The organism is Arthrobacter bambusae (assembly GCF_030812595.1).
In the GTDB taxonomy this organism is placed as follows: Bacteria; Actinomycetota; Actinomycetes; order Actinomycetales; family Micrococcaceae; genus Arthrobacter; species Arthrobacter bambusae_B.
This window is the reverse complement of sequence record NZ_JAUSSZ010000001.1, coordinates 681,901-698,504: the sequence shown is the minus strand read 5'-3', so window position 1 is coordinate 698,504 and position 16,604 is coordinate 681,901. Positions and strand designations below refer to the sequence as shown.

14 protein-coding genes are annotated in these 16,604 nt (G+C 64.2%); 6 read left to right on the top strand and 8 right to left on the bottom strand.

Going from position 1 to position 16,604, the window contains the following annotated elements:
* The 3 genes from J2S96_RS03300 to J2S96_RS03290 all read left to right on the top strand — a co-directional run bounded on the left by J2S96_RS03300 (position 1) and on the right by J2S96_RS03290 (position 5,789).
* Entirely contained in the window at positions 1 to 2,898 is a 2,898-nt protein-coding gene (locus J2S96_RS03300; RefSeq protein WP_306859813.1) for a DEAD/DEAH box helicase, read from the top strand.
* Positions 2,899 to 2,930: 32 nt separating this feature from the next.
* Positions 2,931 to 4,607 (top strand): amidohydrolase, encoded by a 1,677-nt coding sequence (locus tag J2S96_RS03295; RefSeq protein ID WP_306859811.1) that lies wholly within the window; start codon positions 2,931 to 2,933, stop codon positions 4,605 to 4,607.
* A 438-nt stretch (positions 4,608 to 5,045) separates the two neighbouring features.
* Entirely contained in the window at positions 5,046 to 5,789 is a 744-nt protein-coding gene (locus tag J2S96_RS03290) for a polyprenol monophosphomannose synthase (RefSeq protein WP_306859809.1), read from the top strand.
* A 69-nt stretch (positions 5,790 to 5,858) separates the two neighbouring features.
* Here the strand turns inward: J2S96_RS03290 and J2S96_RS03285 are convergent, their stop codons facing one another.
* The 4 genes from J2S96_RS03285 to J2S96_RS03270 all read right to left on the bottom strand — a co-directional run bounded on the left by J2S96_RS03285 (position 5,859) and on the right by J2S96_RS03270 (position 8,923).
* Positions 5,859 to 6,206 carry an RNA polymerase-binding protein RbpA gene (locus J2S96_RS03285; protein WP_306859807.1) on the bottom strand — a complete coding sequence of 116 codons (348 nt, stop codon included), beginning with the start codon at positions 6,204 to 6,206 and terminating at the stop codon, positions 5,859 to 5,861.
* Positions 6,207 to 6,386: 180 nt separating this feature from the next.
* Positions 6,387 to 7,406 (bottom strand): SPFH domain-containing protein, encoded by a 1,020-nt coding sequence (locus J2S96_RS03280; RefSeq protein ID WP_306859805.1) that lies wholly within the window; start codon positions 7,404 to 7,406, stop codon positions 6,387 to 6,389.
* 91 nt (positions 7,407 to 7,497) lie between these two features.
* Positions 7,498 to 7,959: an NfeD family protein gene (locus J2S96_RS03275; protein ID WP_306859803.1), complete on the bottom strand. Its 462-nt coding sequence runs from the start codon at positions 7,957 to 7,959 to the stop codon at positions 7,498 to 7,500.
* Positions 7,960 to 8,068: 109 nt separating this feature from the next.
* Positions 8,069 to 8,923: a methyltransferase domain-containing protein gene (locus tag J2S96_RS03270; protein ID WP_306859801.1), complete on the bottom strand. Its 855-nt coding sequence runs from the start codon at positions 8,921 to 8,923 to the stop codon at positions 8,069 to 8,071.
* 68 nt (positions 8,924 to 8,991) lie between these two features.
* Between J2S96_RS03270 and J2S96_RS03265 the strand changes: the two genes are divergently transcribed.
* A complete protein-coding gene (locus J2S96_RS03265; protein ID WP_306859799.1) occupies positions 8,992 to 11,034 on the top strand; it encodes a S9 family peptidase in 2,043 nt (680 codons plus the stop codon).
* Here J2S96_RS03265 and J2S96_RS03260 read toward each other — a convergent pair.
* From J2S96_RS03260 to J2S96_RS03245, 4 genes are all read right to left on the bottom strand, one after another.
* The gene (locus J2S96_RS03260) at positions 11,024 to 11,701 is read right to left on the bottom strand and encodes a peptide deformylase (protein WP_306859797.1); all 678 of its coding nucleotides are present in this window, start codon (positions 11,699 to 11,701) and stop codon (positions 11,024 to 11,026) included. The genes J2S96_RS03265 and J2S96_RS03260 overlap by 11 nt on opposite strands.
* Positions 11,702 to 11,791: 90 nt before the next feature.
* Positions 11,792 to 12,934 carry an FAD-dependent oxidoreductase gene (locus J2S96_RS03255; RefSeq protein ID WP_306859795.1) on the bottom strand — a complete coding sequence of 381 codons (1,143 nt, stop codon included), beginning with the start codon at positions 12,932 to 12,934 and terminating at the stop codon, positions 11,792 to 11,794.
* Positions 12,927 to 13,655, bottom strand: coding sequence for a class I SAM-dependent methyltransferase (locus J2S96_RS03250; protein ID WP_306859793.1), 729 nt, complete (start codon positions 13,653 to 13,655; stop codon positions 12,927 to 12,929). The genes J2S96_RS03255 and J2S96_RS03250 overlap by 8 nt, the downstream gene beginning before the upstream one ends.
* 13 nt (positions 13,656 to 13,668) lie before the next feature.
* Positions 13,669 to 14,805: a type III polyketide synthase gene (locus J2S96_RS03245; protein ID WP_306859791.1), complete on the bottom strand. Its 1,137-nt coding sequence runs from the start codon at positions 14,803 to 14,805 to the stop codon at positions 13,669 to 13,671.
* 242 nt (positions 14,806 to 15,047) lie between these two features.
* Between J2S96_RS03245 and J2S96_RS03240 the strand changes: the two genes are divergently transcribed.
* Together J2S96_RS03240 and J2S96_RS03235 are read left to right on the top strand one after the other, a co-directional pair.
* On the top strand, positions 15,048 to 15,770 hold the full coding sequence (locus J2S96_RS03240; protein WP_306859789.1) for a hypothetical protein: 723 nt from the start codon (positions 15,048 to 15,050) through the stop codon (positions 15,768 to 15,770).
* Positions 15,767 to 16,597, top strand: a complete 831-nt coding sequence (locus J2S96_RS03235; RefSeq protein ID WP_306859787.1) for a hypothetical protein — start codon at positions 15,767 to 15,769, stop codon at positions 16,595 to 16,597. Before J2S96_RS03240 ends, J2S96_RS03235 begins: the two co-directional genes overlap by 4 nt.
* The last annotated feature ends 7 nt before the right edge of the window (positions 16,598 to 16,604 follow it).

The following is a 16,604-nucleotide window of genomic DNA, read 5'->3' as shown; positions in this document are numbered from 1 at the left end:
ATGTCCTCCAATTCAGGGGCTCTTTCGCCCTCAGAAGCCTTTCAAGCCGCAGCGCAGCGGAGTGCTGAGTCGAAGACCTATCTCGGTACATTTGCCCGGTCGCTGGAGTTCGAACTTGACGATTTCCAGCGTGAGGCGTGCCGTTCGCTCCAGGAAGGCAAAGGAGTGCTCGTTGCGGCGCCCACGGGGGCCGGGAAGACAATCGTTGGCGAGTTCGCAATCTACCTCGCGCTCGAACGCGGGCTCAAGGCGTTTTATACAACGCCGATCAAAGCCCTAAGCAACCAGAAGTTCTCGGAACTCTCGGCGAAATATGGCGCCTCAAACGTCGGACTCCTGACCGGTGACACCACCATCAACGGCGAAGCTCCGATTGTGGTGATGACCACCGAGGTACTGAGGAACATGCTGTACGCGGACTCGGACACCCTGGGGGACCTTGGCTACGTGGTGATGGACGAGGTCCATTACTTGGCAGACCGCTTCCGCGGCGCAGTCTGGGAAGAGGTGATCATCCACCTGCCCAGCGAGGTGCAAGTGGTTTCCCTCAGCGCCACGGTGTCCAACGCGGAGGAGTTTGGCGCGTGGCTGGATACAGTGCGCGGGCACACCGACGTGATTGTTTCCGAACACCGTCCCGTTCCCTTGTGGCAGCACGTCATGGTGGGGCGTGAGATCGTCGATCTTTTCGCTGGCGATACAACCTTTGACGAGATCGCTCCAGAAGCGCCGGACGGCAAACCGTCCGCACCGGAGGCAGCGCGGGAGCAGGAGCGGAATCCCCTGCAGCGGGAATTCGAGGTCAACCCGGAGCTGCTTTCCATGGCGCGGGCGGAAAGCCAGATGAACTTCCGCGGCCGCTTCGGCCATGGCGGACGCAGTCGCCGCCGGCAGGACCGCCAGCGGGACAATAGCGCCGGGGAGCATCGCAGCCCGGTGCGCAAGGCCAGCCGGCCCCAGGTCATTGCGAGCCTGGACCGCCAAGGACTGCTTCCCGCCATCACCTTCATCTTCTCCCGCGCGGGCTGCGACGGGGCAGTCGCGCAGTGTGCCGCCGCCGGTCTGTGGCTCACGACCGAACGCGAACAACAAATCATCGCGTCCCGGGTGGATGAGGCGTGCCGCGAGATTCCCGCCGACGACCTCGATGTCCTCGGTTTTTGGAGCTGGCGTGACGGCCTGCTCCGCGGGCTCGCCGCCCACCATGCCGGCTTGCTGCCGACGTTCAAGGAAGTCGTGGAGACGCTCTTCGCCGAGGGCCTTGTGAAGGCCGTTTTCGCGACGGAGACCCTCGCGTTGGGTGTCAACATGCCTGCCCGCTGCGTCGTCCTGGAGAAGCTCGACAAGTTCAACGGCGAAGCCCATGTCAACATCACAGCGGGGGAGTACACCCAGTTGACCGGCCGCGCGGGACGGCGCGGAATCGACGTCGAAGGCCACGCGGTGGTCCTTTGGCAACCGGGCACTGATCCCGCAGCCGTCGCCGGCCTCGCTTCGCGGCGCACCTATCCGCTCAACTCAAGCTTCCGGCCTACCTACAACATGAGCATCAACTTGATTGCCCAGTTCGGCCGGCCCCGGGCACGGCAGATCCTCGAATCGTCGTTCGCCCAGTTCCAGGCCGACCGTTCCGTGGTGGGCTTGGCCCGGCAGGTTCGAAGCCGCGAAGAGTCTCTGGCCGGTTATGCGGAAGCCATGAAGTGCCACCTCGGCGACTTCACCGAGTACGCCAAACTCCGGCGGGACCTGAGCGATGCGGAGCAATTTGCCTCGCGGAGCACCTCGCGGGCCCGTAAATCCCTGACCGTGGACTCCCTGGCCCGGCTCATGCCCGGCGACATCGTCAAGGTTCCGGGCGGACGCACGCCGGGTTACGCCGTCGTGCTCAACGCCGATCCGGAGTCGCGTGAACCGCGCCCCGCGGTCCTTACGGAGGACAACCAACTGCACCGGATCGGTGCCCACGAAGTCGAAGGACCGGTTGCCCCTGTGTCCTGGATCCGGATTCCCAAGTCGTTCAACGCGAAGCTGCCCAAATCCCGTCGTGATCTGGCCTCTGCCATGCGGAATGCCGTGCGCGAGGGACGTCCGCCGGCCCGGGGGACGAACCGGAGCGAGGACTTTGGCCGCGCCCGCTACATGCCGGACCAGGAAAAGAAGATCGCGGACCTCCGCCGTGCACTGCGTGCCCACCCTTGCCACGGCTGCAGCGAGCGCGAGGACCATGCCCGCTGGGCTGAACGCTGGTGGAAACTGCGCCATGAAACCGATGGGCTCGTCCGGCAGATACAGGGCCGCACCAACACGATCGCCAAGACGTTCGACCGCGTGTGCGACGTCCTCGCCGGCTGCGGTTACCTCCAGACTTCCGACGCTGGCCACGTCACCATCAGCGCGGACGGCCAGCGCTTGCGCCGCATCTATGGCGAGAAAGACCTGCTGATCTCCCAATCGATACGCCAAGGGGCCATCAAGGACCTCGATGCCGCCGAGATGGCCGCGCTGGCCAGCACGATGGTCTACCAAGCCAAGCGCGACGACCGCGGTTTGCGACCCAAAATGCCGTCTGTGTCCCTCGAAACGTCCGTGGACATCGTGGTGCGTGAGTGGTCGGCGCTGGAGGACATCGAAGACAAGAACAGGCTGCCGTTGACCGCCGAGCCGGAGCTCGGACTCGTCTGGCCCATCTTCAAATGGGCGAAGGGGCGCCATCTTCAAGAGGTCCTCAGCGGCACGGACCTCGCCGCAGGCGACTTTGTGCGATGGGCGAAGCAGGTGATCGACCTGTTGGACCAGTTGGCCAAGATTCCAGGACTCGAACGGCGGCAAATCAAAATATGCCGCGAAGCGATCGATCTGGTCCGCCGCGGCGTCGTCGCGTACTCCAACGTTTCCTGACACACCTCAGATTCCCAGCAAGGAGCATATCCATGACCCGTCCAGGCGCGCCCGCGGACACCCGGCCCCGCAAGGTCACAATGTACAGGAACGGCTCTGTCTACACTGCCGCTGACCCCTTCGCGACCGCGATGCTGGTTGACGGCGACACCGTGGCCTGGGTTGGTTCGGAGCAGGCAGCTGCGTCGATTGCCGATTCTTCGATGGAAGTCATCGATCTCCGGGGAGCTTTGCTCGCGCCTGGTTTCGTAGACTCCCACATGCACCTCACGGAGACCGGGATTGCTTCCGATTCCCTCCAGCTGGCCGGGGTCCGCTCGGCGCGGGAACTGCTCGACGCCGTCGCCCTGGCCGCCAAGGCCCTTGGCACCACCGGTGCCGTGCTTGGCCACGGTTGGGACGAATCAATGTGGTACGAGCGGACGCTACCCAGGCCAGAGGAGCTCGACCGCGCCGCAGGCGGACGCAAGGTGTACCTGGCCCGTGTGGATGCGCACTCGGCCCTCGCGTCATCCGCCTTGGCATCCGCCGCGGGACTGGACGGCCTTGACGGGTACGACGGTTCAGCGCACGTCCTGAGGGCCGCCCACACCGCCGCCCGGCTCGCTGCCAGGCAGTTCCCCGACGCCGAACGCCGCCGACTCCAGGAACTGGCCCTTCGCGAGGCTGCGGCCAACGGATACGTCGCAGTGGCCGAAATGGCGGCTCCCCACATTTGCAGCGTCGAAGACCTTCGGCTGTCTGCGTCGTGGAACTCCGCTTCGTGGAGCGAGGGCGGGGCGGCCGTCCCCGGAGTCCTCTCCTATTGGGGTGAACTCGCGGCATCTGAAGAGCATGCCGCCACCATTCTGGAAGGTTTGGGCGTACCGGTCCTTGGCTTGGCCGGTGATTTGAACATCGATGGTTCCATTGGATCGCGAACGGCTGCCCTCAGTGAAGACTACGCCGATGCGCCCGGCCACCGCGGAAGCCTCTATGTCTCGGTCGACGAAGCCGCCCGCCACATCGCAGCCTGTTCAGCACTCGGTATCCAGGCAGGCTTCCACGTCATCGGCGACGCGGGACTGAAGACGGCGCTGGACGCCTTCGACCTCGCCGCGGCGGACGTGGGGGAGCAGCGGGTCCGTGCGGCCGCTCACCGACTTGAGCACGTGGAGATGGCCGACGCCGGCGATCTCGCACGGCTTGGGAAGTACTCGATTACGGTGAGCGCACAGCCCGCCTTCGATGCAGCCTGGGGCGGGGCAGGAAAACTGTACGAGCAGCGCCTGGGGTCACGAAGCCTGGCCATGAACCCCTTCGCTTCTTTCTACTCAAGCGGCGTGCCGGTGTGTTTCGGAAGCGACAGCCCGGTTACTCCGTTGCGCCCGTGGTCGAGCGTCAGGGCGTGCCTGGAACACAGCAATTCCGATCAGCGCATTTCGGCACGGGCAGCGTTCCTCGGACACACCCGGGCCGCTTGGCGCGCGAGCAAAGAGCGCAATCCGCTCATGGGGCAATTGGTCCCAGGGGCCCCCGCAAGTTTTGCGGTGTGGGAAGTTGAAGAACTCATGGTGCAAGTGGCCGACGACCGCGTCCAGTCCTGGTCCACCGACCCGCGCGCACGAACGCCGCTCCTCCCGGCTCTGGACAGTGGTAGCGATCCGGCTTGCCTCCAGACAGTTCGCGAAGGCCAGGAGATTTTCGCGAGTGAAACTTTGCGGTCATAGTTGCGGATAGCTTGCCCTTCCTGCGGCCCCCTGACCTGCGCCAATGAATAAAACCCCAGTTCAGACGGCGCTTGACAGGCTTTGTGAAGTCCGTAGCATTTAGGGTCAACAGGCTGCCACGGGGAACACCTGGTTGTCTGGCCGCGGTCGGTTCCGTTATCCAAAGATTTCAACGGACCGGATTTCCAGGACCGCGGCACTCGTAATGGGCAGGTCCACGGTGCTGCAGAAAACGGTTCGGCCTCGAGTTCGATACGCGGGCCGGCACTGGACCTGGGCTCGTGGACCTGCCCGCGGCCACGAGTGGACGTGTGTGGCGGTCATCACACGCGTTCCCGGATACGTCACGTTGTCGTCCTATAATGGAGAGTTGCGCCTGAATGCCAGCCAAGTTGCTGCTCCGGCCCACTGACCGCTCCATCAAGGAAAGGCCTCTTCTTGCGTGTCCTGACGATCATCCCCACGTACAACGAGTTGGAATCGCTCCCCAAGACCCTCGGACGGCTACGCGCGGCTGTACCCGCCTCCGACGTCCTGGTTGTCGACGACAACAGCCCTGACGGCACGGGACAGCTCGCCGACAGCATCGCCGCCGAGGACAGCCAAGTCCATGTCCTGCACCGCAAGGGCAAGGAAGGCCTGGGCGCGGCGTACATAGCCGGATTCAAGTGGGGCATGGCCGCCGGCTATGACGTCCTCGTGGAGATGGACGCCGATGGCTCGCACCAGCCGGAGCAGCTCCCGCTCCTGTTGGAGGCCATCGACGACGGCGCCGACCTCGCCATGGGCTCGCGCTGGGTCCCGGGCGGCGGCACCGTGAACTGGCCGCTGTATCGGCAGGCTATCTCCCGCACGGGCAGCACCTACGCGCGGATCATGCTCGGCATGAAGATCAAGGACATCACGGGCGGCTTCCGTGCCTTCCGCCGCAGCACCCTTGAAGCACTCAAGCTCGACGATGTGGATTCGGTCGGCTACGGCTTCCAGGTTGACCTTGCCTGGCGGGTCGCCAAGCTGGGCCTGAAGATCGTTGAACGCCCCATCACCTTCGTGGAGCGCGAGCTCGGGGCCTCCAAGATGAGCGGCAACATTGTTGTTGAGGCCATGATCAACGTCACCAAGTGGGGTCTGGCAGCCCGTTGGGCCACGCTGACCGGGAAGAAGACCCCGGTTTCGAAGTAGGCCAAATAGACAAAGGCCGGGTCCGCGCTCAATGAGCGCCGACCCGGCCTTTGTTGTGGGACGGATCCCTTATGCCGAGCGGCGTTCTCCGCGACGTTCGCGCAGGATGTTCAGGCGATCCTCGAGGATCTGCTCGAGCTCGGGAAGGCTGCGGCGTTCCAGCAGCATGTCCCAGTGCGTGCGTACGGCTTTTTCGTTTGCGTCGACGGGGCGTTCGCCATCAACCAGGAGCGCTTCCTTGCCGGTCTTGGAAACCCAGACCGGAGGGATCTCGGCCTCGGAGGAGAAGGTAACGAAGACCTGCTCTCCGTCCGCGCAGCGGTATTCGACCCGCTGACGCGGCGCCGGCTCCACACCGGATTCGGTTTCCATGCTCTGGGCGCCAAGACGCATGCCCCGCAGGCTGCGATCGCTCATGATTACTCCCTCTGTCTGTTCGCGGAACCAAGCTCCGCGCTAGCCGGACGCCGCAATGGCGCCGCCCGGACTACTGTCTGCACACGTTGCATCACTAGATGAAACGACTGACCAAGCGTTAATGTTCCGTTCGGCCTGAACCGGCCGGACAAACACACCATTATACGCTGATCGAAGCGGTTACGGTGACGGTTCCTGTGTAGCCGGCGTCGATTGCGCGTGTTCGGAGAGTACAGCCGGGGTCCCCGCCGATGCAGAAGCTTCGGAGGACGGCTTTCCGGAATCGCTGAACAGGTCTGCCACCCCTGATCCACCGTTGGCACCACCAAGGGCACCGCCGATGCCCTTGAGGGCCTCGCCGACCTCGCTGGGAATGATCCACAGTTTGTTGGACGAGCCCTCCGCGATCTTCGGCAAGGTCTGAAGGTACTGGTAGGCCAGCAGCTTTTGATCCGGGTTGCCCTTGTGGATGGCGTCGAAAACTTTCTGAATGGCCTGGGCTTCGCCATCGGCGCGGAGGATGGCTGCCTTGGCGTCACCCTCCGCGGCCAGGATCGCGGCTTGCCGCTGGCCCTCGGCTGTGAGGATTTGCGATTGCTTGGTGCCTTCTGCGGTCAGAATGGCAGCACGCCGATCGCGTTCGGCCCTCATCTGCTTCTCCATCGAGTCCTGGATGGAGTGCGGGGGGTCGATCGCCTTGAGCTCAACGCGCGAAACCCGGATGCCCCAGCGCCCGGTGGCTTCGTCCAGGACCCCGCGGAGCTGGCCGTTGATCTGGTCGCGCGAGGTAAGCGCTTCTTCGAGATTCAGGCCACCCACGACGTTGCGGAGCGTCGTGGTGGTCAGCTGTTCCACGGCCTGGATGTAGTTGGCGATCTCGTAGGTCGCGGCCCGCGGATCCGTTACTTGGAAGTAGACCACTGTGTCGATCGAGACAACCAGGTTGTCCTCGGTAATCACCGGCTGCGGCGGGAAGGAGACCACTTGTTCGCGAAGATCCAACAGGGGCAGCAGGCGATCGACGAAGGGGATCAGGATGGTGAGCCCGGGGTTGAGCGTGCGCTGGTATTTACCGAGGCGCTCCACGACGCCGGCGCGCGCCTGCGGGATGATCCTGATCGAGCGGACCAAAACGATGATCACGAATATGACGAGAACTAGCAGCACAATCGCGGCTGCACTTCCTCCCAAGCTGTCCATACATCTCCTTCATTCCCCAGTTACGTTTTTGATGCGGTTCTCTGTGCGGCAGTGGGTCGAGCGAAGCGGCCCCAGCCATGACGGGACGTGCTCAGTGCGGGCTGTTTTCAGTGGTCGAGGCGACTACCGCCGTCGCGCCGTCGATCCTGGTGACGTGCACGGTCTGGCCGGCATCGATGATTTCCGCCGCGCTGCGGGCGCTCCACACATCCCCACCGATCTTGACCAGTCCTGCCGTCGCGCTGACCGGCTCCATGACGAGCGCCGATTGGCCGATCAGGCGGTCCACGTTGGTGCGTTGCTCGGCGGGACCCTTGCGCAAATGCTTCAGTGCGATTGGACGGACAAATGCGATCATCAGCAGGGACACGATGCAAAGGACGACGATCTGCAGCCAGAGATCGGCTCCGGCGAGGTCAGCGACGAGCGCGGCCAGCGCGCCGGCGCCAAGCATGATGAAGAAGAAGCTGAGCGTCAGCATCTCCACTACGGCAAATGCGAGAAACACCGTGAGCCAGAGTGCCCACCAGTTGCTGCCAAGCCATTCAAACATCGTTCCCCCGGTTTCCGGACTTGCGTCGGCAGCCGGTCTGGTCCGGACTGCAGCGTCGGCAAGATCACAGTCGCTGTTTTTCTATCCTAGCCCGGTGCGAAGGTTCCGGTCAGGAGCCGTTCTCCGGCGCAGTGAAAACGCTGAGCGTGAACTTCGCGGTGGCGTGGACCGATGATTCCCCGGCCGTCGACGCGAGGAGGGCGGAGCGTTCAAGATGGTGGCCGGCAGGCCCCATGAAGGCGACATCGGCGAGGTCCCGTGCGGCGAGCGTGAGGTCCACGTCGAGTTTGACGACGTCCGCGGAAGTGAAGAACGGCTGCATGGACTCCGCAAGCCGCTCGTCCTTGCCCGGCTCAATGCCCAACATTCCCGTCCGTTCCGCGATCTCCCCGAGGTGTCCGTTCCGCGGAGTCACCACGATCACCCTGCCGCCTGGACGCACCACGCGCGCAAATTCCTGCGGATTCCGCGGCGCGAAGACCACCATGATCGCATCCACCGTACGGTCTGCGATTGGCAAGGGACGCCAGATATCCCAGACCAGGTTGATGGCGCCGGGGTTCAACCGTGCGGCCCGGCGGAGGGCGAATTTCGAGATATCGATGCCTATGGCCGCTGCTGGAGTGCGGTCCAGGACTGTGCGCAGATAGTGGCCGGTGCCCGTTCCCGAATCCAGGACGAGGGACCCCGGGGCAGACAGGACCGGTGCCGCCAGCTCCGCGATGGCCTCAGCAAGGGGCGCGTAATGGCCGGCGCCGAGGAAATCGTTGCGGGCCGCGACCATCTCCGCCGTGTCGGCCTCGAAGACGGTGCCCTTACCAGTAAGCAGGTTGAAGTAGCCCTGTTTGGCGGCGTCGAAACTATGTCCGGCGACGCAGCCCAGCGAAAACGGGGGCGCCCCGCCCAGACTGAGAGGACCCTGGCAGACCGGGCAACGCAGGGCAGGGACGGCGTCGGAAAGCATAGGGACAATCCTACGGCGGCCGGAGTGGCGCACGTCGTCGCGGGGTGGCTGCCGCTAGGCTCGCGAGCGTGAAAGCCGAACAACTCCCGTTGCTGAATTCCGTCTCCGCCCCGGCCGGCCATCCCGATGGCACCCGCGCCGTCGTGTCCGTCACCCGGCCCGACTTCGACGCCGATGCCTACCTCGGGCAACTATGGAGTGTTCCTTTCGACCAAGCGATGCGGCCCAGGCGGATCACCCGCGGCTTCCGGGACACCGCACCCGCGTTCTCGCCCGACGGCAGCGTGTTGGCGTTCCTTCGTGCGACACCCGAGGGCAAGCCGCAATTGCACGTGGTGGAGGCCGACGGCGGGGAGCCACAAGCGAAGACGGAACAGAAATTGGGAGTCTCGGAGTTTTCCTGGGCGCCTGATTCGCGCAGGATCGTTTTCTCCTCCCGCGTCCCCGAGGACGGCCGTTACGGAACGGTTGACGGGGTCGGCGCGGGCAGTGAAGACCCCCGGTTGATCACCGACAACCAGTACAGGCTCAATGGACTTGGGTACACCGCGGACAAGCCCGCCCAGCTGTTCGTCGTCGACATCCCAGAACTCGGAGCGGAACCTCCCGTGGTTCCTGTGGGCAGGGCGGCCAAAGCCGGCGGGGCCGATGCGGCGGCCTTGGTGCCGCAAGCGGTGCAGTTGACCTTCGGCGCAGCGGACCACACCTCGCCTTCCTTCAGCGGTAACGGTGAGAGCGTGTACTTTGTCGCTTCGCTCCACGAAGGGCACGACGCCGATATCGCCTCGGGCATCTATCGTGTTCCCGCCGCGGGTGGTGTGACCACGGCAGTGCGTCCGGACGCTGCGCCGCAGTCCGTCCAGGAAGTCTGTGAATCCGCGAACGGTGAATGGTTGTTCTTTACGGCACAGGACCTCGGCGACGACGGCCTGGACTTCGTCGCGAGGAACACGGCGCTGTACGCAATGCCGGTTGGCGGCGGCGAAGAGACAATGCTGAGCGACGTCGAAAACCAAGACATCGGAGGACGCCTCAAAACCCATGGGCCAGACGGGGTGCTTGCCCTCAACACGAACCGTGGAAGCGTCCAGCTGATCCAGTGGACGGCAAGCGGCGAGAGCGAGGTGCTCGTAGACGGCCCCCGGGTGGTGATCGGCGCTTCCGCGGTGGGACACAGCGTGGCTGTCACCTACGGCGATCCTTCCAGCAGTGGCGAAGTCGGCGTTCTGGAGACGGGCAAACTCCGATTGCTCACCGAATTCGCCAGGGCGCTCCGGGACGAAACAACGATCCTGGACGCGCATGAGTTCACGGTTACCGGTACTGATGGCTACCCGGTCCATGGCTGGGTGGTCCTGCCGGAGGGGCCCGGACCCCATCCCGTGCTGCTCACCATCCATGGCGGACCCTTCGCACAGTACACGGCGGCCTTCTTTGACGAGGCGCAGGTGTACGCCGAGGCGGGATACGCCGTGCTGATGTGCAACCCGCGTGGTTCCGCCGGGTACGGCCAGGCGCACGGCGGCGCCATCAAGGAAAAGATGGGCACCGTGGACATGGCCGATGTGCTTACTTTCCTCGAGGGTGCCCTGGAAGCCTTCCCGGCAATGGACAAGGAATCGCTCGGTATCATGGGCGGGTCCTACGGTGGGTACTTGACCGCCTGGGTGATCGGCCACGACCACCGCTTCAAGGCTGCGATCGTGGAGCGCGGATTCCTTGACCCGGTCAGCTTTGCGGGTTCCTCGGATATTGGCTGGTTTTTCGGCGGCCAGTACACGGGTGGCTCGCTGGAGCAGATGACGGCCCAAAGCCCCATGGCCGTAGTGAATGCAGTCCGGACGCCTACGCTGGTGATCCACAGCGAAAACGATCTCCGATGCCCGGTTGAACAGGGACAGCGCTACTTTGCCGCGCTCAAGGCCCAGGGCGTGGAGGCGGCGTTGCTCCTCTTCCCCGGAGAAGACCACGAACTATCGCGCTCGGGAACGCCACACCACAGGCGACAGCGTTTCGAGCACATCCTCGCATGGTGGGCACGGCACCTGCCCTCCGCGGCAAACCCGCCGCGTGAGGCCGGTTCAGCTAAGGCCGGTTCAGCTAAGGGTTGAGGAAACCCAGCCCGCGGCGTGCCTCATCTATTCCGGGGTACGCCCAATGGGCGGAGTACTCTTCGTCACTGGCCAACGACCGCAGTTCGGCGCGGTCCAAATAGAGTCCGCCGTGCAGGTGGTCGGTCTCGTGCTGGACTATCCGGGCCTGCCATCCGGAAAATCCGGCCGAGGCCGCACTGCCGTCAGGACGCTGGTAGCGCAGGCGAACCTTGCGGTGCCTTGTCACCACGGCCTGGAATCCTCGCATCGAGAGGCAGCCTTCGTAGAACGACGCCGTTGAAGTCCCTTCGGGTTCGTAGCCGGGATTGAGCATCGCGAAGAAGCCAAGCGGCGCCCGTTCCCGGGTCTCCGAGGCAATAGGATCAACATCGAATTGGTCTTCGAGCACAGCCAGCTGCAAGGGGATTCCGAGCTGCGGCGCGGCGAGGCCTACGCCGGGAGCGGCATGCATGACATCCCGCATCCGCTCAATCAGCTGTGCCAATTCGGTGTCCTCGAGTTGGCCGTCATAGGGCGCTGCCCGCTGGCGCAGCACGGGATGGCCGACCTGCACGATAGGCGGAAGGCCATCGAGCCCGAGTAAGTCCTGAACTGCGCCGCGGATTTCCGAGGCAGTCAACGTCGTATCCGGGCCGGCGGGCAGGGGGCGCGTCTCGAAGTCCATGGATCGAGCTTAGTGGGATAGCCCCGACCGTCCGCGCAACCCTCGGCGCAGGCCGCGGTGACGCCGGCCGCCGTCGCGATCCCAGCCGCCCTAGTGCATCGTGAATCTCCGGGCAACAAGCTCCGAGAACATCGGCAGGGTGATTGCCCGCCCGATCAGGGCGTTCCGGGCGCTGAGGATCTTCGGCGGCAGGGGGCGCCCCAGCGCCATATTCAGGCCGGCCTGCCAGATGGCCTTCTTCGCCGCGCGCTGCCGGTCCCTCTCGAATGCTGTGAGTTCCTTGCCGGCAGGACCTCCCGCGGAGGTCCGCAACGCTTCGCTGATGATCGGCGCCAGGGCAACAGCGTCCAACCAGCCCAGGTTCATCCCCTGACCGCCGATCGGGCTGATCTCGTGTGCCGCATCTCCCAGCAATGCGACCCGGCCGTGGACCATCCGGGAGACCAACCGCGAGGTGACGCCGAAGGCGCTGATCATCGTGTTGCTGGCGGAGTCCACCGCACTGCCGGTCCGCTTGTTGATGAGGACGGCGAGCGCACGGGGAGTGGGTTCCTGACACGGGGCGCCGAGCCGGACGACCCAACGGCGGATTCCGCCGGGCAGCGGAAAGGATTCGACGATTCCTCCCGGCTCAAGGAAGAGTACGGCGTTGTCGCCGTACGTCGATTCATCCCGGAAATCGCCCATGACGTAATAGTCGGGATACGTCCGCAAGCGTGGCTCGAGGCCCAGTCCCGCGCGCACTGCCGAATGGACGCCGTCGGCTGCCACCACGAAGCGGCCCAGAAACTCCGCCGGAGCTCCCTCTTGTTGTCCACGCAACCGCAGGTGCCCTCCGTCGTCGAGCACCTCCTCAACCTGCACCCCGCGGTGGAGTGCGCCAGGCTCGAGCTCGGCCACCCTGCACTCGAGGGCGTGCGTGGTGAGATATTGCGGGACGGAAAGGATGAAGGGGTATTCGGCCGAGGGGCGGGCGAAGTCCATGTCGGCAACTTTCCTGCCTCCGCTGTACGCGGCACCACGGGTGATTCGAACACCTGAAGAGACCAGGGGAGTGGCGGCGCCGACTGTGTCCAAGGCCGCCAGGGCGGGCGGATGGATTCCTATGGCGCGGGTCTGGCGGCTCGACGTCGCGCGCCTTTCCAGGACTGCAACGCGGTGCCCGCTTTGCAACAGCAGGGCCGCCATGAAAAGCCCAACCGGACCGGCTCCAACCACCACGACGTCAAACATCGGGGACCTCGCCGGGCCGGTAGACGAGCAGGTTGTGCCACAAACCGTTCGGTTCAACCGTCCAGGCCGGGGGAGTGCCGGCACGCAGCTCCGCTGCTGTGTAACTGCGCCTGATGGACGTGAGGCCGTCACCGTGGATGTAGGATCCAACGCCAAGCGGCCAAGAGCCCGCCCAAAAGAGCGCATATGCGAGGCGGCTGCGCGTGAGGTCGTTGTGCAAGGCAATCCGGCGGCAAAGCTGTTCGGAATCGTCAAGGAACGAGGCGAGTTCCTGTGTGGTCAAGTGATGCAGCACATGGTTGGAAATGACGACGTCGAACTTGCGCCCTTCTGACACGAGCTCTGAACTGAGGGCTTTTCGGTAGCTCACGCCCTCCACGGGCCGTGCGGAGTTCGCGAAATCGAAGGCGCGTTCGTCCGGGTCGATCCCGGTGACTTCCAGGCGGTAGCCGTCTGCAGCGGCACGGCGGGCGAGGTTACGGGCGACATCTCCACCACCGCAACCGATGTCGAGGACGGTGGTGGGCTCCGCCGTCGTGAGCAGTGGCTTGATCCGCGAGGTGTAGGTAGCACGCCAGCCCGAGACCACCGCGTTGACGATCGAAAACCGCGCGTAGCTCCGGTTGAGCCGGTCAAGTTCGCAATCGGGCCGGTCCATGTCTTCCACGGCGGCTACATCCCTTGCGCCGAGAAAGCCTCCTGGCCGGGGGAGAGCAGGCATCACGGTTCCAGCGTCACAGATCCGGGGAAACCCGGGTGAACAGCCCTGTCTCCACGGTCAGGCCGGGCCCGAATGCCATGGAGCAGATGCGTTCCTCCCGCTGAGCCGGAGTTTGGTCGAGGATGTGCTTCAAGACGAAGAGCACGGTGGCGCTGCTCATGTTGCCGTAGTTGCGAAGGACTTCGCGCGCGGGACTCAACTGTTCTTCGGTGAGTTCAAGCTTCGACTCGACTTTGTCGAGGATGCTGCGGCCGCCGGGATGGATGGCCCAATGCGTAATGTCCCTGTAGGGGATTCCCGCCAAGGCGGGCTCACGCGCGAACAGCGGCTCGATTGCGCCGGTGATGTGTTCCTCGATAATGTGCGGCACGTATGTTCCGAGAACCATTTCGAAACCCTCGTCCCCGATGTTCCATGCCATGGCTTCTTCGCCGACCGGAGTGAGGACAGTCTCGAAATGATCCAGCCTGATCGCCGGGTCCGGCCCTTCAGGTTCACGGGAAGTCACGACGGCGGCCGCAGCACCGTCCGCAAAGATCGCCGAGCCCATGATGGTGTCCGGATCATTCGAGGTCCGGACGTGCAGCGAACAAAGTTCCACGCAGATCACGAGGACCACGGCGGAAGGATCGGCCTGACAAAACTGCCGGGCTGCTCGAAGCGCCGGGAAGGCGGCGTAGCAACCCATGAAGCCGAGGTGATAGCGCTGCACCGCCGGGCTGAGTCCGAGGGCCCGGACTACTTTGTAGTCCGGGCCCGGATTGAAAAACCCGGTGCAGGAAACAGTGATGACATGGGTTACGTCAAGCAGGTCAAGATCGGGGCATTTCCCCAGGGCAGCTTTGGCGGCCTCAATGAACAGCTTGGTGGCCTCCACGGCGAAGATTTCGTTCCGTACTTTCGTGCTGGGGCTAAGGACGCGGCCCGTGGCAGGGTCAAAGAACGACGGATTCTCGGCGTGGCTGTCCAGGGACAATTCGGCGACCGCGGTGAATCGGGTGTCGATGGCTGCTGAATCGAAGCAAGTTCGTACCAAGCGGGAACCGAGCCGTGTCAGGCCGGGTTGGGATGCAAATACGTCGCGGGCTTGTGGCTGCACAAGCACTGTTGGCGGTACGGCAGTTTCCAGGGACCTCACGTAGACCGGCATGCTTCATTGTTGGCGACGACGATCCCGTTGACAATGGCAGAGCGTGGAAATATGGACGTTTTATGGGCATCACCCGTTTCCCGCGGGAGCGCGCCGCGTGCTGTTTCGGGGGATTTCCGGAGCTCTGCGTCATGAATCGGGACGAAGGGCCACTGTTTTTAGTAACAGCCCATTTGACCGTTTGACCGTGCGGCTGAACGGCATGCCGGGGGTCCTTTGTACTTTTGGGGAGGTGCGCAGGTATGCAAGGAGAGCTGGATATCGGGGGTGCCCGCGTCAAAGTGAACCGGTTGCGCCTGCGTTTAGCTGAGCTTGACCGCCAGGTGGGCGTGGTTGACCGGCTGCTCGGCCAAGCAGCGAACCTTGCGTTGGAACTGTATGAGGCGAGGGCGTGGAAGGCCTTTGGCCTGGGTACGTGGGCTGAGTTGGTGGAGGCCGAACAACTCGTCCTTCCTAGCCTGAGGCGCAATGACCGGGTGAGTGTCGCCATGGAGTTGGCAGCTGGAAATTTGTCCCTCCGTGCCATCGCCCCGGTTTTGGGCGTATCTCATGGGACCGTGAAGACATTGCTTGCAAAGGGCGTTGCCGAGGGTGGAACGCTGCCGTCCGTCAGGTGGTCCCTGGACGGCAAAGTCCGCCGCATTGCACCTTCCGTGCCACCGGAGTTCGGCGTGATTCACCCGGCTTCCGGCTCCGATCCCAATGAAGGAGTTTTCGATGTGGAGGGGTTCCTGAGCGATGTGGGCGCCTTGGGCGTGGATCAGGGTCCTTCCGACGCGGCCGTCCTGGCGGAACTCCAGCTGCGGGAGTTGATGGATTCGATCCGGAATATGGGAGCCTCTGAGCTTGTGGTCCAACGCCTGCCTGAGGCCCATCCTGCACGTCGACGCCGGCTGGCCGCCCAGTTCCACGCGGCAGCGGAACTGATGAGCGATGTTGCGAAGCAGTGGGGCGTCGCCGCGTGACTCCGGGAATCCGTGGCGGGTTTTCGACGCCGGCTGAACGGGACGGCTTCCTGCGGGACTTGGTCTCAAGATGGCAACGGGAAGGCCGGGACGGTCCGTCCTGCCGGGAGTTGTTCGGTTCGGTTCTTCCGGCCCTACTGTCCCGGTTCCAGCACGAGTTCCCCTCAATTGCCCCCGAAGATCCGCTGTCCTACGCTGCCGAAGTTCTTTGCGACCGCGGAATACCCGCGGGTGTCCCGGCTTGCGCATGGCTGCTGTCGGTTGTCCGCAACGAGCTCCGAACGTGGACTGTGGCCCAGCGCCACTGGCTCTCAGAGCGCGATGTCCGGGACGGCGTGTGGGCGGAGATGAAGAAGAACCAGACGCTCGGGGAGATGGCGCCCCTGGTCTCGGTGTACGGACATGAATGCGAATGGCCGCAGATTCCGATGGCCACTTTGCACATGCCCGCCGGTTCGTCGCCTCTCTGGGACGAATTGACGGCGTTGTTGATCAGGGCCGGTTGGGATCGCGACGTTGCAGAGCAGGGCCTGCAGGTGATTGAACAGCGAGCGTCCCGGCACATGGAGGAGATTTCCTTCGCGCCGGAGCCTGGTGCCGCGCTCTCCCGTTTGGAAACGAACAGGGCGTTGAGCTGCGTGCCCAGAGGCCATAAGAGGGCGCTCGTGGAGTTTGTCTGCGGCGAGCGCGGCTACCTTTGGGGGCGCCTCCGCGGAATCTCACCTGTCAACGCCCTTGCCTTGCCCGGCGTCCGGGAGGCGTTGCAATCGCTGGTCTGGAACAAAGCGAGACCCAAGAACGCCCGGACCGGCAGCTATGCAGCTTGAAGCATGC